Below are 15,882 nucleotides of genomic sequence, written 5' to 3' on the forward strand. Positions count from 1 at the left end.
CATGACCACCACCCTGACACCCAATCGCCGCCGCTCCGCGCTGACCAAGGGGCAGCTGCCCAAGTACGCCCCGTGGGTCGTGCTGGGCGCGTCCCTCGTCGTCGGCGCGGCGCTCGTGAACCTCATCGGGTTCAACCCGTTCGGCTGGGGCCTGATCTCCGCCATCCTCTTCACCGTGGGCCTCGTGGCCTGGAGCGGTTCCGTGGAGGGCGCCCGCAAGGCGAAGGACAAGCTCGCCACCTGCCTGGTGTTCGGCTCCTTCATCATCGCGGTCCTCCCGCTGATCTCGGTCATCTGGACGGCGCTGGTGAACGGCATCCCGGGCCTCATGACCCCCGGCTTCCTCGGCACCTCGATGAACGGCGTGACCGGTGTGGCCGACAACAAGGCCGTGGAGAACGGCACGAGGGTCCTGGGCGGCGTGTACCACGCGCTGATCGGCACCCTGCAGATCACGGCCCTGGCCACGGTCATCTCCGTGCCGGTGGGTCTTCTCACGGCGGTCTACCTCGTCGAGTACGGCAACGACCGTTTCCTGGCCCGCGCCATCACCTTCTTCGTGGACGTCATGACCGGCATCCCGTCGATCGTGGCCGGTCTGTTCGCGGCCGCGTTCTTCTTCATCGTGGTGGGCCCCGGCACCAAGACCGGCGCGGTCGCCGCGATCGCGCTCTCGGTGCTCATGATCCCCGTGGTGGTGCGCTCCAGTGAGGAGATGCTCAAGATCGTCCCGAACGAGCTCCGCGAGGCCGCCTACGCCCTGGGCGTGCGCAAGTGGCGCACGATCGTGAAGGTCGTCATCCCGACGGCGATCTCCGGCATCGCGTCCGGCGTCACCCTGGCGATCGCCCGCGTCATCGGCGAGACGGCGCCCATCCTCGTCACCGCCGGCTTCGCGACCGCGATCAACAACAACGTGTTCGGCGGGTGGATGGCTTCGCTCCCGACGTACATCTACACGCAGATCCTGAACCCGACGTCGCCGTCCAACCCCGGTCCGTCGGACCAGCGGGCCTGGGGCGCGGCCCTGGTCCTGATTATCCTGGTGATGCTGCTGAACCTCATCGCCCGCCTGATCGCACGGGTCTTCGCGCCCAAGCAGGGCCGCTAGAGACACCCACTGAAGATTCCGAAGGAACCACAGCAATGAGCAAGAGAATCGACGTCAAGGACCTGAACGTCTACTACGGCAACTTCCTGGCCGTGGAGGGTGTCAACATCAACATCGAGGCCAAGTCGGTCACGGCCTTCATCGGCCCGTCCGGCTGCGGCAAGTCGACCTTCCTCCGCACGCTGAACCGCATGCACGAGGTGCTGCCGGGCGCACACGTGGAAGGCGAGGTCCTGCTGGACGGCGCGGACATCTACGGCCCCGGCGTCGATCCGGTGACCGTCCGCACGAACATCGGCATGGTGTTCCAGCGCCCCAACCCGTTCCCCACCATGTCGATCCGGGACAACGTCCTGGCCGGCGTGAAGCTGAACAACAAGCGGATCTCCAAGGGCGAGGCCGACGCCCTGGTGGAGAAGTCCCTGCAGGGCGCCAACCTCTGGAACGAGGTCAAGGACCGTCTGGACAAGCCCGGTTCGGGCCTCTCGGGTGGCCAGCAGCAGCGTCTCTGCATCGCCCGTGCGATCGCGGTGGAACCGGCCGTGCTGCTCATGGACGAGCCGTGTTCCGCTCTGGACCCGATCTCGACCCTCGCGGTGGAGGACCTCATCAATGAGCTCAAGGACTCCTACACCGTGGTGATCGTGACCCACAACATGCAGCAGGCCGCCCGCGTCTCTGACAGGACGGCGTTCTTCAACATCGCGGGCACTGGCAAGCCGGGCAAGCTCATCGAATTCGCGGACACCAGCACCATCTTCAACAACCCGAGCCAGAAGGCCACCGAGGACTACGTCTCCGGCCGCTTCGGGTGATCCTTCCGGACGACCCCCGGTGATGCAGAAGACCCACGGAAATGTCCGTGGGTCTTCTGCGTTGGCGGGGGTGAAACCGGCCGGCGTCAGTGCGGTCAGTGCGTGAAGTCCGCCGAGATCTCGGCGAGCGTGCGGCCCTTCGTCTCCGGCGCGAGCCACTGTGAGAGCGCCGCTCCCAGGAACGCGACGACGGCGGCCACCACCATGCTGGGCCCCATGCCGATGTTGGTGATCGCCCAGGGCAGGGCGAAGGTGCCGAGCGCGGCGCCGATGCGGCTGAACGATGCCGCGAAGCCCATGCCGATGCCCCGCAGGTGGCCCGGGAACACCTCGGCCGGGTAGACCTGGGTCATCGTGGTGTAGCCGGCGTTGAAGAACGAGAACGCCAGGAAGAGCACGAGCACGAGGATCGCCGGGGCGTCCGCCCAGACTCCGATCACGAGCAGGATGCCCGCGCACAGCCACTGGCCGGGCACGGTGAGGATGCGGCGTCCGAGCCGGTCGATCAGCAGCACCGTGGTGACGACGCCCGCGGCCGCCAGCGCGGACAGCCCCACGCCGCCCGCCCAGCCGCCGCCGAAGCCGAACTGGTGGAGGACGTCGTCGGCGAACGTGGCGATCGCGAAGTACGGGGTGACAGCACAGAACCAGAAGCCCGAGGTGAACAGGGTGGTCCGCCAGTACTGCGGGGAGAACAGCATCTTGAAGGAGGCGTTCTTGAGGGGGGTCTTGTCCCGGGCGGCCTGGGCTTCCTGGATCGCGCGCAGGTCGATCTCCTCCGTGATGCTGTGGTGCATCTGCGGGGACTCGACGTACTTGCGGGCGATCGCGAGTGCTTCGTCGCGGCGGCCCTTGGTGATGAGCCAGCTCGGGGACTCGGGAAGGCCGATGCGGGCCAGGAACAGGACGAGGGCGAGGACCGTGCTGGTGCCGATCACGATCCGCCAGGGGGTGCCGGCGTCGTGCAGGGCGGTTCCGATGATGAACGCCATCATGAAGCCGATGTACCAGGCGATCAGCGTCAGTCCGAGGAGCCGCCCGCGGAGTTTGGGCGGGGAGAACTCGGACAGCAGCGGTCCGCCGATGGAGTACTCGCCGCCGATCGCGACGCCCATGAAGAAGCGGATGAGAGCCAGCTGGACCACGGCCCCGTCCCCGGTGGTCACGAAGAACTGCGCGGCCGAGGCGAGCAGGAACAGTCCCATGTCGATGAGGAACATGGGCTTGCGGCCGAATTTGTCGGCGGCCCAGCCGGCGAGCGGCGATCCGACGAAGATCCCGACGAGCGGTCCGGCCGCGATCAGCCCGAGGGACAGCTCGTCCAGCTGGAGGTCCGCCCGCATGAGGCCCGTGACGGGACCGATGATGCCGAGGATGTAGCCGTCGAGGAACATGCCCCCGATGAAGACGGCGACGAGGCGCACCATGAACCGGCGCTTGAATCGGGAGTCGGTCGGTTTCGCAGTGGAGGGGTAGACGGAGGCCGTCGTACCGGTCGGTTGGGTCATGGAGTGCAGTTCCCTTCTGGCTTCAGCGGAGGCCGCTGACGGCGCCAGAGCGCCTTGTCCGGGACGCGCGGGTGACCTGTGGTCCGGTGCGGCGGATGGACGAGCCGTAGGGCCCGCTGCCAGCCGGGATGCCGCGCTGGACGCACGAGGTGACTCCGGCGTCGTCATGGATCACGGTCCGCTGAGCCGATCCTGCGGGTTCCTGGCCTCCGGGTCGCACGCGGCGCCCCTGAGGTCAGATCCCGGACCGGCGTCGGCGGGAGTGTGACATATGACTCATATATCAGAACCCTAGGGTGACGCTCCGGCTTGGTCAAGAGTATGACGGAGCGGTTTCCGACCTGGGTTCCGGACCGCGACGGCGGCGTGGGTGCGGGTTGTCCCCGGTGACCTGGGCGATCCCTTGAACGCCGAAACCGTGGGTTCCCGTCGAAACCGTGTATTAAACACGCGGTTTCGACGGGAACCCACGGTTTCAGCGGGGGCTCAGCGGGGGCGCGCCGGACCCCGACGCCCGCCCTCAGACCAGCGCGTCCGCCTTCGGGGCGCGGGTCCGCTTCCAGGCCGCGATGAGGAGCGGGGCCAGGGCGATCAGTGCGACGATCACGTACACCGTCACGCCCACCGGCTCGTTGAACAGGCCCGAGAGGTCGCCGCCGCTCAGCTGGAGTGCCTTGCGGAGCTGCCCCTCGATCCGCGGTCCGAGGATCAGGCCGATGATCAGCGGCAGCACGGGAAGTCCGAAGCGCCGCATCGCGAAGCCGAGGGCGCCCAGCACCAGGAGGATCACCAGGTCGAACGCCTGCAGATTCACCGCGTACGCCCCGAGCGAGGCGAAGAACAGGATGCCGGCGTACAGGTACGGACGCGGGATCTGCAGCAGCTTCGCCCAGAGAGGCGCCATCGGCAGGTTGATCACCAGCAGCAGCGTGTTCCCGATGAAGAGGCTCGCGATCAGGCCCCACACCAGATCCGGCTCCTTCTGGAAGAGCAGCGGACCCGGCTGGATGTTGAACTGGGTCAGGGCCGCCAGCATGATGGCCGCCGTCGCGTTGGTCGGCAGGCCCAGCGCCAGGGCCGGCGTCAGCGTGCCCGCCGCGGAGGCGTTGTTGGCCGCCTCCGGACCCGCGACGCCCTCGATGGCGCCGTGCCCGAACTCCTCCGGGTGCTTGGACAGTTTCTTCTCCGTGACGTAGGAGAGGAAGGTCGGGATCTCGGCGCCGCCGGCCGGCATGGCGCCGAAGGGGAAGCCCAGGGCGGTGCCCCGCAGCCATGGCTTCCAAGACCGCTTCCAGTCCTCCTTGCCCATCCACGGCTGACCCACCGGAATGGTGTCCATCCGCTTGCGGCGCAGGTGGGCGGCGATCCAGAGGGCCTCGCCCACCGCGAAGATGGCGACCGCCACCACCACGATGTCCAGGCCGTCCGTCAGCAGCGGGATGCCGAACACCAGACGCTGCTGTCCGCTCACCGGGTCGAGCCCGATCAGGCCGATCGCCAGGCCGAGGCCCAGAGAGGCGAAGCCGCGGATCTTCGAGGACCCCAGCACCGCGGTGACGGTCAGGAGACCCAGGATCATGATCGCCAGGTAACTCGAGGGGCCCAGGCTGACCGCGAACTGCACGACGGCGGGCGCGAACGCCGCCAGGAGGGCCGTGCCGATGGTGCCGGCCACGAAGGAGCCGATCGCCGCCGTGGCGAGGGCCTGTGCCGCGCGGCCCGCTTTCGCCATCTTGTGGCCTTCGATGGCGGTGACGACGGTGGAGGATTCGCCTGGGGTGTTGAGCAGGATCGAGGTCGTGGACCCGCCGTACATGCCGCCGTAGTAGATGCCCGCGAACATGATGAGGGCGCCGGTCGGTTCCAGATTGGTGGTCACCGGCAGCAGGAGCGCCAGGGCCATGGCCGGACCGATGCCCGGCAGCACGCCCACGGCGGTGCCCAGGAGGACGCCGATGCAGGCGAAGAGCAGATTGGTGGGCGTCGCGGCGGTGGCGAAGCCGTGCATGAGGTTGTTGAGGATGTCCATGTCAGAGAATTCCCGCCAGGATCCCGGCCGGGAGGTGGATCCCGAGGCCGAGGTAGAAACCGTAGAAGGTGCCGACGGCCAGGATGAGCGAGACGATGCCGTCCCGCACATAGTGGCGGCTGCCCAGGGACCAGACGCTGCCCCAGAACATGATGGTCCCGGAGATCACCCAGCCGAGGGGGTCGATCAGCACGATGTTCAGGATGAAGAAGCCGATCAGCGGCAGCACGGTCTTCCAGTCGGTGGGATGGCTGAGGTCGACATCCTCGCCCTCCTCGGCCTGGCCGCTGCCGCCCCGCAGGACGTTGACGGCCAGGAGCACGGCGCTGACCACGAGCAGCGATCCGATGATCACCGGCATGGTCTTCGGTCCCACCACGTCGGAGACGGAGTAGGGCACCGTGATGCGTGAGGCGTCCCAGAGCACGACGACGCCGGCCACGCCGAGCAGGGCGGCGATGCCCAGCTCGGCGCGGCTCCGGCGGCCGGGCGCGACGACCGCGGCGCGCTCGCCGCCGTCGTCGTGCCCGGCGCCGAGGCCTCCGGGGTCCGCGTGACCCCCGGCGTCTGCGGCGCTATGGCTCACGCCAGGCCCAGCTTCTTCAGGACGTCGGCGACCCGCTGATCCTGGTCCTTCAGGTAGGCGCCGAACTCGTCGCCCGTGATGAACGCGTCAGTCCAGCCGTGGGTCTTGAGGGCGGCCTTCCACTCGTCCGTGTCGTGCATCTTCTTGAGGGTGGCGATCACCTTGTCGCGGTCGGCGTCGGAGATGCCGGGAGGGGCCACGATGCCGCGCCAGTTGGTGAATTCGAGGTCGATCCCGGATTCCTTGAAGGTGGGGGCGTCCACGCCGTCCAGCCGCTGGGCGCCGCTCACCGCGAGGACGCGGATCTCGCCCGACTTGATCTGGTCGATGTACTCGCCGGCGCCGGAGGCCGCGAAGCCGATCTTGTTGCCGAGGATGGCGGGCAGGAGGTCGCCGCCGCCGTCGAAGGAGACGAAGTTGACCTTCTTGGGCTCGATGCCCACGGCCTGCGCCAGCTGCATCGGCAGGAGGTGGTCCGGTCCGCCGGGGTTGGAGCCGCCGCCGACGGCGAGCTTGGAGGGGTCGGCCTTCCAGGCGTCCACCAGGTCCTTGATCGTCTTGTAAGGGGAGCTCTTGGGCACCATGATGGCGCCGGGCTCCTGGATCAGGCGGGCGAGCGGCACGGTCTCGGTGAGCTTGGCCGGGGACTTGTTGGTGTAGCTGGCGCCCACCACGCCCAGGCCCATGAGCATGGTGAGGTCCTTGTTGCCCTTTTCGTTGACCAGGCGGGCCAGGCCCACGGTGCCGCCGGCGCCGGCCAGGTTGAAGACCTCCACATTGGTGGCGGTCTTGGTCTCGCCCATGACCTTCGCGGCGGTGCGGGCCGTGGTGTCGTAACCGCCGCCGGGGCTGTTGGGGACCATGATGCGCAGGCCCTTGAGGGGTTCGCTGGAGGCGCCCGACGCCGAACCCTGGGGGTTCGAACCGCCGGAGCCGGTGACGCCGCAGCCGGTGGCGGCCAGAACGAGGCCCAGCGCGGCGGCGGCGAGGCGGACGGCTTTGAGTGAACGCATTGGTACTTCCTTTGTTCGCATGACGTCGCTGTCATGAGGGGGTTCCGGAAAGAACGTGCTTCACGCTATGCGGGGATGTGAGGTGGGTCACCCTTGAGTTCTCAAAGATCGTTGTGTTCATTGTGTTCTCGGTCACATACCCTTTCGGGCTGTCATGATGGATGCGGGGGCGTCCGTCCCCGGGAAGAAAGGACAAGGACCCGTCCCGTGAGTGCCCCATGACGCGTTGGTGGCCTCGACGGGCCAGGATGTCCCTGGCCGCCCAGTACCTGGTGCTGCAGCTGTTGATCGTGCTGGCCGTCCTGGTGGGCGTGATCGCGGTGTCCCTCGCGCAGTCGGAGGACACCTTCGAACGAGTGGAGGGCCGTCGCGCCCTGTCCGCCGCCGAGTCCGTGGCGGCCATGCCCGCCGTGCGCACGCTCCTGCCCGGCGCCCAGCCCGGCCACGGCGCCGCCCTCCCGGCCGTGGCGGAGTCCGCGCGGACCGTCTCCGGCTCGAATTTCGTGCTGCTCGTGCGTCCGGACCGCGTCATCCTCACCACGCCCGATCCGTCGCTGCTGGGAACGCGGCTGGACCTCGGCCAGAGCCACGTCCTGGAAGGCCGGGCGTGGACGGGCGCGGCCGATGTCTCCGGTCACCACGCGCTCGTGGCGCATGTGCCCGTGCTGAGCGACGGCGGCGAACTCGTGGGGTTCGTGGCCGTGGGCCGGGAGTACCCGTCCGTGCTGGACCGCCTGGGTGAGGCGCTGCCCGATCTGGTCACGTACCTGGGGGTCTCCCTCGCGCTGGGCGCGGCCGGCTCGGTCCTGCTCTCGCGGAGAGTCAAGAACCAGACGCTGGGCCTGGAACCCGAGGAGATCGTGGGTCTCGTGGAGCACCGCGAGGCCATCCTGCACGGGGTGAAGGAGGGCGTCCTGGCCCTCGACCAGAAGCAGCGCATCACCCTCCTCAACGAGAGCGCCCGCGCCATGCTCGGATTGCCCCGCTCCGCCGAGGGCCACAGCCTGGAGGAGCTCGGGGTGGATCCGCGGCTCCGGGAGGTCCTCGCGGGGGACGACGCCGTGGAGGACCGGATCGTCCTGGCGGGCGAACGGCTCGTGAGCCTCAACCGGCGCCCGGTAGTGAACCGCGGCCGGGAGATCGGCTCCGTCACCACGCTCCGGGACCGGACCGAGCTCGCCGCCCTGGAACAGGAGCTCGGCGCGACGCGCAGCGCCACCGACACCCTGCGGGCCCAGACCCACGAGTTCGCGAACCAGCTGCACACCATCTCCGGCCTCATCCAGCTGGGCGAGTACGACGACGTGCTCCGCTTCGTGGACGGCGTCCGGCTGAGCAGGACCCGGCTCTATGACGAGGTCACCGAACGCCTTCAGGACCCCGCGGTCGCCGCGCTGGTCATCGCGAAAGCCAGCCTCGCGGCCGAGCGGGCCGTGCCCCTGGATCTCGACCCGGACTCCCGGCTGGGCCGCGTCGGCGAGGGGCTGTCACGGGACCTGTGCACCGTCGTCGGGAATCTGGTGGACAACGCGCTGGACGCGGTCGCTGGACGCCCCGACGCCCGGGTGACGCTACAGATCAGCGACGACGGCGGCCGGGTCGGCGTGCGGGTGCGGGATACTGGACCGGGCGTGGCCGGGGACAAGATCCGCGAGGTCTTCCGGCAGGGGTACACCACCAAGGATGCGCTGGGCGAGGGCGGCCACGGCTTCGGCCTGGCGATCACCCAGCTGGTCTGCCGGCGCCGTGGTGGGGACGTGGAGGTCCTCAATGACGGGGGCGCTGTGTTCACGGCGGTGCTCGGCCGGGGCGTGGAGGCGGCGGACGGGCCGCCGGAGAGGGAAAGGGCGCAGGCATGATCAAGGTCCTGATCGTCGACGATGACTTCATGGTGGCCAAGGTTCATGCGGGGTTCGTCCGTCAGGTTCCCGGGTTCGGCGTGGTGGGGGTGGCCCACACGGCGTCGCAGGCTCTGCAAGAGGTGGAGCGGACCCGGCCGGATCTGGTGCTCCTGGACATCCACCTGCCCGATCGGAGCGGGCTCGAGCTTCTGCAGGAGATGCGGACGCTCCAGCCCGAGCTCGACGTCCTCGTCATCAGCGCGGCCCGGGAGATGGAGACGGTGCGCAAGGCCCTGCGGGGCGGGATCGTGCACTATCTCATGAAGCCCTTCACGGCTCAGGACCTGGCGGAACGGCTGGTGCACTACCAGCAGAGCTACCGCCCTCTCGCCGAGTCCGGCAGCGTGGCGGACCAGGCCGATGTGGACCGCGTCTTCGGCGTCGCGCACCGCGAACGGCCGCTGCCCAAGGGGTGCAGCGTCGAGACGCTGCGCATGGTGGAGGCTCTCCTGAAGGACCACGACGGCGACGTCTCCGCGACGGAGGCGGCCGCGGTCCTCGGCACGTCCCGGGTGAGCGCTCGCCGGTACCTGGAGTACCTCGCCGAAGAGGGGCGCGCGGTGGTGCGTCTGCGGTACGGGGGTGTCGGACGGCCGGAGCGGCGGTACGTCTGGAAGTGAGAGCGCTGAAAGTGAGGGCGCCACAGACGCCGCCTCAGGCCAGGGCGGAGAGCGCCATCTGGAACACGAACGCCAGGGCTGCCGTGGCCACGGGGGTGATCACCCAGTAGCCGAGGATCTTCAGGATCAGGGGCCGGTTGGCCTGGGAGAAGCGCTGGTTCGTCCCCGCACCCCACATGCCCGCCGCCATCGTGTGGGTGGTGGAGATGGGCCAGCTGAGGGCGATGGCCCCGGCGAACTGGAGGGCGAACCCGACCGCCTGGGTGACGAAGCCCCGGAGCGGGTCCACCCGGATCATCCGGTGCCCCAGGGTGTAGGAGATGCGCCAGCCGCCGAACAGCGTGCCGGCCGTCATGGCCGCGGCCACGAGCGTCACCATCATGAAGGCGAGCTGCTGACCGTCGTCGTAGCCCGCCACGAAGAACGCCATGAGCAGGACCAGGAAGGTGCGCTGACCGTCCTGCAGCCCGTGCCCGAACGCCACAGCACCCGCCGTGATCGCCTGGGCCCGGCGGAGCCGCCGGTTCACCACGTTGGGCGGCTGATTCCGGGCCACCCAGGTGGTCGGCCAGACCAGCACGTAGGACAGCACGAAGGCCAGCGCGGGGGAGAGGAGCAGGGGCAGCGCCACCGAGTTCCACAGGGTGGCGGAGGCTTCCGGGATCTCCGTCCCGCCCTTGAGGATGGCGGCGGCGCCCGCTCCGAACAAGCCGCTCAGCAGGGCGTGCGTCGACGAGGACGGGATGCCCTTCCACCACGTGAAGATGTTCCAGATGATGCCGGCGGCGAGACCTGAGACCAGCAGACTGAGTCCGTTCAGCCCCTCGGGGAGGTGCAGCCAGTTGGCGCCGATCTCCAGGGCCAGAGGGAACGCCAGGACCACGCCGAGCAGATTGAAGAAGGCCGCGAGCACCACGGCGACACTGGCGGTCAGCGCCCGGGAGCGGACCGCGAACGCGATCGCGGAGGAGACGTCACGGAAGCCGTTGAGAAAGGTGAAGGTGACCGTCAGCAGGACCGTGAGGACCAGAAAGAGGGCGATCACTCATGATTCCTTGACGATGATCGCCCCGACGGAGGTGGCGACGCGGCGCATGTCCTTGGTGACCTCCACCAGCTGGTTGGCGACGTCCCGGTGGCGGGTGTACTGGGCGAACTTCATGTCGCGGAGCATGTCCGCCACCCAGACGCGGTGGCTGCGCTCGGCACGCTTGGCCAGCCGGAGCACTTCGATCCAGTAGTCCTCGAGCTCATCCAGGTCGTCCAGCCGGCGCATCGCCTCCACGGTGAGTTCCGCCTGCCGGGTGATGATCTCCAGCTGATCAGCGGCGCGGGTGGGAAGGCGTTCGAGCTTGTAGAGCCCGATCAGCTCGGCGGCCCCGTCCAGCTTCTCCATGGCGTCATTGAGGTACCGGGACAGATTGAACATGTCTTCCCGCGGGAGGGTGTTGATGAAGCTGGTGCGCATATGGGTCAGGAGCGCGTAATGCAGGTTCATGGACTCGCCCTCGTGCTGATGCATCTCTTCGACCAGACGGTCGAAATCCGCGGCGGGGGCTCCCAGGAGCTCGGAGAGGGTCCCGGTGCCGAGCACCAATTGGCGGGCCAGCTGGGTGAGGAGCTTGAGGCCTGCAGTCTCCTGCGGGAAGAGGCTGAGTTTCACGTCGTACCGGTGTCCTTGGCTGGCGTAAAGATCTTGAGGCACGGACCTCAGCGTGAGAATGGTGCCGGACCGGATACGCCTCTCGGCGGTAGGCCGCTCGAAGCGGCGAATTGTTGAAGCCCGGGGGTTTCGCGGCCCGACACCAAGTTCAGTTTTCTACTTCCGTGGCCCGGAGTCAACATTGACAGGCTCCGGAATGAGTGATTCAGTGCGCGGTCAGTCCAGGTGGCCGTTGCGCCATGCCGCAGCGGCGAATTCGAGGTCATCGGCCGTGCGGACCAGTCGGTGGGAGTCGCGGGTGAGGCGGGTGGCGTTCGCCTCGTTGCCCAGTTCGGCCGCGTCGGCCAGGCGCGCCTGGCCCAGGGCGATCACCCGGCAGAACGCGGCGAACCGTTCCAGCGCGACGTCGAACTCGCCGTCGAAAGCTCCGGAGAGGATGGCGTCGGACATGTGGCGGATCTCGTCGGCGCCCGGAGGCTCGGCCGCCCCCGCCACCACGTGGGAGACCTGCGCGCCTTCCTTCCCGGCGTTGAAGTACAGGGCCATCCGGTCGGGATCCTTCACGACCGCGGCCCGCAGCGCGTAGAGCCGCCAGAGGGCGCCGGGCAGGGAGTGCGCCGGGCTCTCGGCCCAGAGTTCGGCGATCACTTCGATGCCCTGCCGGTCAGCGAGCTTGACCAGGCGTTTCGTCACGTCCGGGTCGTCCGTGGCGCGGCCGTGTTTCACCAGGGCATGCGCCGCGAGGTGGGCCGCTTCGGAGACGCGCGCGGGGTCGGCGCCTCCTGCGAACGGCTCGAAATCGAGGGGTGCGAAGGGCTTCGGCTTGTGGTGCCGTGGGGCTGCTCCCGGGTTCTCGCTCATGCCCTTACGCTACGCCTGGTGCGGGAGCCATGCCAGAGTGGCGCGGAGCCGCACGACGGCTGCCGCAGGCCCTGCGCGGAACGCCGCCTGGGGTGCGGGGACGCGTGCCGGAACCCCTTGCGCGCCTACGGTAGAGTAGTGACGTCCCTAGGGACGGTTGGGCCTTTAGCTCAGTTGGTAGAGCAGTGGACTTTTAATCCATAGGTCGAGGGTTCGATCCCCTCAGGGCCCACCGGGAACGGCCCCGGAATCTCACGATTCCGGGGCCGTCGTCGTTAACCGGCGCGCGGGAGGTGCGAGCCGGTGAGGACACGGCCTCCTGTCCACAGATCCGCGTTGCCCTTCAGCTCCTGTAAATGTAGGACATATGATGCTGAAAGACGTGTGCAAGGGGCGCATGGGGGACACGGATGGAGCGGGGATGAATTCAGCAGGCAAGGACGTGGTGATCGTCCGCGAGGCCGGGCCGGAAGACCGCCCAGGGCTGGCGCGGGTGATGGCCGAGGCGGGCCTGAGCGAGAGATTTCTGGCGGAGCACGGCGTGGGGGACCCCCGGCTGGGGGATGCGGTCCCACGACGGGCTCTCGGCATGAAGGCGTTCCGGAAGGTCATCCTCAAGGGCGCCGGCGAACCGTCCTCCCCAACGGCGCTCATGCTCGCCACCACGGTCCTCGTGGCGGTGGACCAGGAGGGGATCGTGGTGGGTGGCGGCGTGGTGGCCCCGAGCACCGCCTCCATCCAGGATGCGGTGGCCGGAAGTCCCTCGCGCCGGGAGGAGCTCACACTCCGCGGCCTGGCGGACACCCCGCAACTGGTGGCCGTCGCGGTGAGTCCCGCACATCGGCGCCGGGGCACCGGCAAGGCCCTTTTCGACGCGCTCGTCTGGCACTGCAGGCTGTCCGGGGCCCCGCTCCTCCACGGTGTCATCGAAGCGGAGGCCGACCCCTGGCTCCCGGAGTTCCTGCGGCGGTCCGGGTTCCGGGTGGCCGGCCCGGACGCTTTCCTCGACTTCACCTCCGTGTACGCCACCCGGTCCTATCTGGCGAGCGGCCCGGGCCGGCGCTTCTTCTACCTGGACCTCCGGAATCCCGGGAGCCGGCACTGGGAGCTTCCGGCCACGACCCACGACGGGCAGGACGTTCCGGTGCGGTCGGTTCCCCGGGACCGCTGACGCCCGCGCGGACCGCCTGCCCGGGTCACAGCGGATTGTCGAAGGACGCGACGAGGGCGAGATGGTCGCTGTCGCCGGCCCGCAGCATCGTGTTCTCCCGGGGCACGAGCCCGCGCTGGAAGACGTGGTCGATGCGGGCCAGCGGCAGCCCGGCCGGCCAGCTGAACCCGAAGGACGGGGTGTTCTGCGCCGGTTCGGACAAAGTCGAGCGGATCCCTGCCAGGGCTGGGTCCTGAGCCACCGCGTTGAAGTCGCCCACCGCCACGGCCCGCGGCGCGTCGTCCTTCGCGATCACCTGGGACAGATCCCGGAGCATCTCGTCCCGGGCGCCCTGTTCCCCGGGCCGGACCGAGGCGGCATGCACGGCGTACAGGGTCAGGGTCCCGCCGGGCGCCTCGACGTCCGCCGCCACGGCCCGCTTCCAGCCCAGCCCCAGGCCCAGCGCGCGGGTGTTGCTGAGCGGATACCGGCTCCAGATGCCCACCGTTCCCACGGTGTACGCGTGCGGATAGCGCTCCGCCAGAACCTCCCGCGCGGCCCTGCGTCCGGCGTCGTCGAGCTCCACCAGGACGACGACGCCGGCGCCCCGTTCTGCGAGTGCGCGCGCCGCCCGTGCCGTGGAGTCCGCTCCGCTGCCGGCGTGCACGTTCTGGCTCGCCACGGTGATCCGCCCGTCGTCCGCGCCGGACTGCGCCTGAGGAACGGCCGAGGACTGGAGGGGGATCAGAGCGGGGGCGGCCATCAGCCCCCATGCCAGGAGCGGGATCAGGAGGGCGGCCCTGGCGCGCCGTCGTGCCCAGGGCATGAAGCCCAGGCACAGCAGCGCCGGAATCCAGAGCCACGGGAGGATGATCGCGAAGAACGTTCCGGCGGGTCCCGTGAGCACCAGGTGCAGGAACGCGGCCGCCGTGATCGCCGCCGCGGCGCCGAGCAGCACCAGATCCCGCGGACGGAGACGGGCGGCGCGGGTCCGGTCGTCTGAGGCGGGAGCGGGGGTGCGGGTCGGGTTCAGGGGGTTCACGCGGGGGTTCCTGGGGGCGGGTGCGAGGCGTCGTCGGTCCGGCGAAGGGCCGGACCGGATTGTTCTACATTTATCAAGCGAATCCGGGAGCGGGCTGGGCGCCGTCGCCGGGCGTACACTCACAGTCACTGGTTTCCGCGCCGTACTCAGAACCCGAACCTCCGCCCCCGAACCTCAGACCCCGAACGCAGGTGATCCGTCCCGTGGCCCCCACTGTCAGCACACCCGACGAACCCGTGGACCTGCTGCGACGTCGGCTCAGGGCGGGGGAGTGGCCTGTGGGGTCGAAGATCCCCAATGACGCGGCGCTCGCGGGCATCCTGTCGGCCCCGCAGAGCGCGGTCCGTGAGGCCGTGCGGTGCCTGGTGCACGCCGGTGTCCTGGAATCCCTGCCCGGGAAGGGCACGTTCGTCAGGGCCGTCAGTGAGCTGCCCGGCGCCCTGGTGGGGCGGGTCAAGGACGAGCTCACGCTGCATGCGATGGAGGCGCGCGAGGCGCTCGAGTCGTATGCCGTCCGGCTCGCCGCGCACCGCATCTCCGAGGCTCAGCTGGCCGAACTCCGCACCACGCTCAGGGCCCGGGGGAGCGCCTCGGATCTGGGGACCGTGGCGCGCGAGGACATCCGCTTCCACCGTCTGCTCGTGGCGGCCACGGGCAATTCGCTCATGGTCGAGATGTACGAAGGGCTCGACCAGGGGAGAGTCTTCGACTTCAGCAGCATGAAGGAGGTCTCCCCGGAGGAGTCCCTCCAGGCCGAGCATGAGGACCTGGTCGAGGCGCTGGCCTCCCGTGACGTGCAGGCCAGCGCCCGCGCCGTCGACCATCTGCTGGCTCACGTCCGCGCCAAAGTGCTGGCGCCCGGCGCAGCGGACTGAACGTCGCCTCGCCGCACGGGCGACGAGGCCGGGTGAAGCGTCAGGGGATGCGGTCGGCCAGGAGGGCGGCCGCTGTCGGCTGACGAGCGGTGATCGCCCTCAGGAGCTCGCCCCGCGCGAACCGGACCCGTGGGAAGTCGACCGCCGGCGCGTCGTCGGCCGTCCGGGTCATGTCTTCCAGGAGGGAGAGCCGGTCATAGATGCGCAGCATGAGCTCATTGCCGGAAGCCACGATCACTTCCCGCTCGAAGTCCTCGCCAGGCGCTCCGGAGGGCTCGACGTCGACGGCGAGAAGTGCGTCCAGCCGGGCCAGCCCGTCGGCCGAGGCGCGGGTGGCCGCAAGCCGTGCGGCCTGCGTAAGGAGCGCTCTGCGGGTCTCCGACACCAGCCGCCAGCGTTCGCCGTCCGGCTCCGGTGAGCCCTGGGTGGCGGCGAGGGTGGAGCTGTCCTGCGCACCGCCCTTCACCGCGATCACCAGGCGTCCGTCCGCGGGTCTGGCGGTGAGGATGCCGCGGCGGTGGAGGCCGTCCAGGACCTCATGGGCGTGTTCGAGTTCGGAAGCGCCGAAGATCAGTGCCAGCTCGTCCCAGGTGGGCAGCAGCCCGCCTTCAGGCCAGACCCCCGAGTCGATCCAGTGTTCGAGCTTCTTGCTGAAGTCGTAGGCGACGGGCCGGGTCTTCTGGGGAGTGTGTTCGGAACGCACTCGGC

General features: G+C 69.3%; 15 protein-coding genes and 1 tRNA gene. 7 read left to right on the forward strand and 9 right to left on the reverse strand.

What is annotated here, in order from left to right:
* Position 1 precedes the first annotated feature (1 nt).
* A complete protein-coding gene (pstA, locus tag QFZ52_RS15895) occupies positions 2 to 1,111 on the forward strand; it encodes a phosphate ABC transporter permease PstA (RefSeq protein ID WP_307498576.1) in 1,110 nt (369 codons plus the stop codon).
* A gap of 35 nt (positions 1,112 to 1,146) precedes the next feature.
* Positions 1,147 to 1,926, forward strand: coding sequence for a phosphate ABC transporter ATP-binding protein PstB (pstB, locus tag QFZ52_RS15900; RefSeq protein ID WP_307498577.1), 780 nt, complete (start codon positions 1,147 to 1,149; stop codon positions 1,924 to 1,926).
* 95 nt (positions 1,927 to 2,021) lie between these two features.
* Here the strand turns inward: pstB and QFZ52_RS15905 are convergent, their stop codons facing one another.
* The 4 genes from QFZ52_RS15905 to QFZ52_RS15920 all read right to left on the reverse strand — a co-directional run bounded on the left by QFZ52_RS15905 (position 2,022) and on the right by QFZ52_RS15920 (position 7,062).
* On the reverse strand, positions 2,022 to 3,434 hold the full coding sequence (locus tag QFZ52_RS15905; RefSeq protein ID WP_307498578.1) for an MFS transporter: 1,413 nt from the start codon (positions 3,432 to 3,434) through the stop codon (positions 2,022 to 2,024).
* A gap of 520 nt (positions 3,435 to 3,954) precedes the next feature.
* Positions 3,955 to 5,463 (reverse strand): tripartite tricarboxylate transporter permease, encoded by a 1,509-nt coding sequence (locus QFZ52_RS15910; RefSeq protein WP_307498579.1) that lies wholly within the window; start codon positions 5,461 to 5,463, stop codon positions 3,955 to 3,957.
* Position 5,464: 1 nt separating this feature from the next.
* Positions 5,465 to 5,929 (reverse strand): tripartite tricarboxylate transporter TctB family protein, encoded by a 465-nt coding sequence (locus QFZ52_RS15915; protein ID WP_307498740.1) that lies wholly within the window; start codon positions 5,927 to 5,929, stop codon positions 5,465 to 5,467.
* Positions 5,930 to 6,045: 116 nt separating this feature from the next.
* Complete coding sequence (locus QFZ52_RS15920) at positions 6,046 to 7,062, reverse strand: Bug family tripartite tricarboxylate transporter substrate binding protein (protein WP_307498581.1); 1,017 nt, start codon at positions 7,060 to 7,062, stop codon at positions 6,046 to 6,048.
* A gap of 248 nt (positions 7,063 to 7,310) precedes the next feature.
* Here QFZ52_RS15920 and QFZ52_RS15925 point away from each other — a divergent pair, with 248 nt between their 5' ends.
* Positions 7,311 to 8,921, forward strand: a complete 1,611-nt coding sequence (locus QFZ52_RS15925) for a sensor histidine kinase (protein WP_307498741.1) — start codon at positions 7,311 to 7,313, stop codon at positions 8,919 to 8,921.
* Positions 8,918 to 9,583, forward strand: coding sequence for a response regulator (locus tag QFZ52_RS15930; protein ID WP_307498582.1), 666 nt, complete (start codon positions 8,918 to 8,920; stop codon positions 9,581 to 9,583). The genes QFZ52_RS15925 and QFZ52_RS15930 overlap by 4 nt, the downstream gene beginning before the upstream one ends.
* A gap of 34 nt (positions 9,584 to 9,617) precedes the next feature.
* Here QFZ52_RS15930 and QFZ52_RS15935 read toward each other — a convergent pair whose 3' ends face one another.
* The 3 genes from QFZ52_RS15935 to QFZ52_RS15945 all read right to left on the reverse strand — a co-directional run bounded on the left by QFZ52_RS15935 (position 9,618) and on the right by QFZ52_RS15945 (position 12,107).
* Positions 9,618 to 10,628, reverse strand: coding sequence for an inorganic phosphate transporter (locus tag QFZ52_RS15935; protein ID WP_307498583.1), 1,011 nt, complete (start codon positions 10,626 to 10,628; stop codon positions 9,618 to 9,620).
* The gene (locus tag QFZ52_RS15940) at positions 10,629 to 11,246 is read right to left on the reverse strand and encodes a DUF47 domain-containing protein (protein WP_066213231.1); all 618 of its coding nucleotides are present in this window, start codon (positions 11,244 to 11,246) and stop codon (positions 10,629 to 10,631) included.
* 216 nt (positions 11,247 to 11,462) lie between these two features.
* On the reverse strand, positions 11,463 to 12,107 hold the full coding sequence (locus QFZ52_RS15945) for a hypothetical protein (RefSeq protein WP_307498584.1): 645 nt from the start codon (positions 12,105 to 12,107) through the stop codon (positions 11,463 to 11,465).
* Positions 12,108 to 12,266: 159 nt separating this feature from the next.
* Between QFZ52_RS15945 and QFZ52_RS15950 the strand changes: the two genes are divergently transcribed.
* Both QFZ52_RS15950 and QFZ52_RS15955 read left to right on the forward strand, forming a co-directional pair.
* Positions 12,267 to 12,339 (forward strand) — tRNA-Lys (locus QFZ52_RS15950).
* A gap of 189 nt (positions 12,340 to 12,528) precedes the next feature.
* A complete protein-coding gene (locus QFZ52_RS15955) occupies positions 12,529 to 13,278 on the forward strand; it encodes a hypothetical protein (protein ID WP_307498585.1) in 750 nt (249 codons plus the stop codon).
* Positions 13,279 to 13,303: 25 nt separating this feature from the next.
* Here the strand turns inward: QFZ52_RS15955 and QFZ52_RS15960 are convergent, their stop codons facing one another.
* Complete coding sequence (locus QFZ52_RS15960) at positions 13,304 to 14,299, reverse strand: endonuclease/exonuclease/phosphatase family protein (protein ID WP_307498586.1); 996 nt, start codon at positions 14,297 to 14,299, stop codon at positions 13,304 to 13,306.
* Positions 14,300 to 14,502: 203 nt separating this feature from the next.
* Between QFZ52_RS15960 and QFZ52_RS15965 the strand changes: the two genes are divergently transcribed.
* On the forward strand, positions 14,503 to 15,174 hold the full coding sequence (locus QFZ52_RS15965; protein ID WP_307498587.1) for a FadR/GntR family transcriptional regulator: 672 nt from the start codon (positions 14,503 to 14,505) through the stop codon (positions 15,172 to 15,174).
* 40 nt (positions 15,175 to 15,214) lie between these two features.
* On the opposite strand, the gene QFZ52_RS15970 is transcribed toward QFZ52_RS15965, so the two are convergent.
* Positions 15,215 to 15,877, reverse strand: a complete 663-nt coding sequence (locus tag QFZ52_RS15970; protein WP_307498588.1) for a FadR/GntR family transcriptional regulator — start codon at positions 15,875 to 15,877, stop codon at positions 15,215 to 15,217.
* Between the last annotated feature and the right edge of the window lie 5 nt (positions 15,878 to 15,882).

The organism is Arthrobacter woluwensis (genome assembly GCF_030816155.1).
In the GTDB taxonomy this organism is placed as follows: domain Bacteria; phylum Actinomycetota; class Actinomycetes; order Actinomycetales; family Micrococcaceae; genus Arthrobacter_E; species Arthrobacter_E woluwensis_A.

Bases quoted from the DNA above. Each gene is read 5' to 3' on its own strand.
- QFZ52_RS15910 (WP_307498579.1), bottom strand. From the start codon at position 5,463: ATGGACATCCTCAACAACCTCATGCACGGCTTCGCCACCGCCGCGACG.
- QFZ52_RS15955 (WP_307498585.1), top strand. From the start codon at position 12,529: ATGAATTCAGCAGGCAAGGACGTGGTGATCGTCCGCGAGGCCGGGCCG.
- QFZ52_RS15920 (WP_307498581.1), bottom strand. From the start codon at position 7,062: ATGCGTTCACTCAAAGCCGTCCGCCTCGCCGCCGCCGCGCTGGGCCTC.
- QFZ52_RS15930 (WP_307498582.1), top strand. From the start codon at position 8,918: ATGATCAAGGTCCTGATCGTCGACGATGACTTCATGGTGGCCAAGGTT.
- pstA (WP_307498576.1), top strand. From the start codon at position 2: ATGACCACCACCCTGACACCCAATCGCCGCCGCTCCGCGCTGACCAAG.
- QFZ52_RS15925 (WP_307498741.1), top strand. From the start codon at position 7,311: ATGTCCCTGGCCGCCCAGTACCTGGTGCTGCAGCTGTTGATCGTGCTG.
- QFZ52_RS15905 (WP_307498578.1), bottom strand. From the start codon at position 3,434: ATGACCCAACCGACCGGTACGACGGCCTCCGTCTACCCCTCCACTGCG.
- pstB (WP_307498577.1), top strand. From the start codon at position 1,147: ATGAGCAAGAGAATCGACGTCAAGGACCTGAACGTCTACTACGGCAAC.
- QFZ52_RS15945 (WP_307498584.1), bottom strand. From the start codon at position 12,107: ATGAGCGAGAACCCGGGAGCAGCCCCACGGCACCACAAGCCGAAGCCC.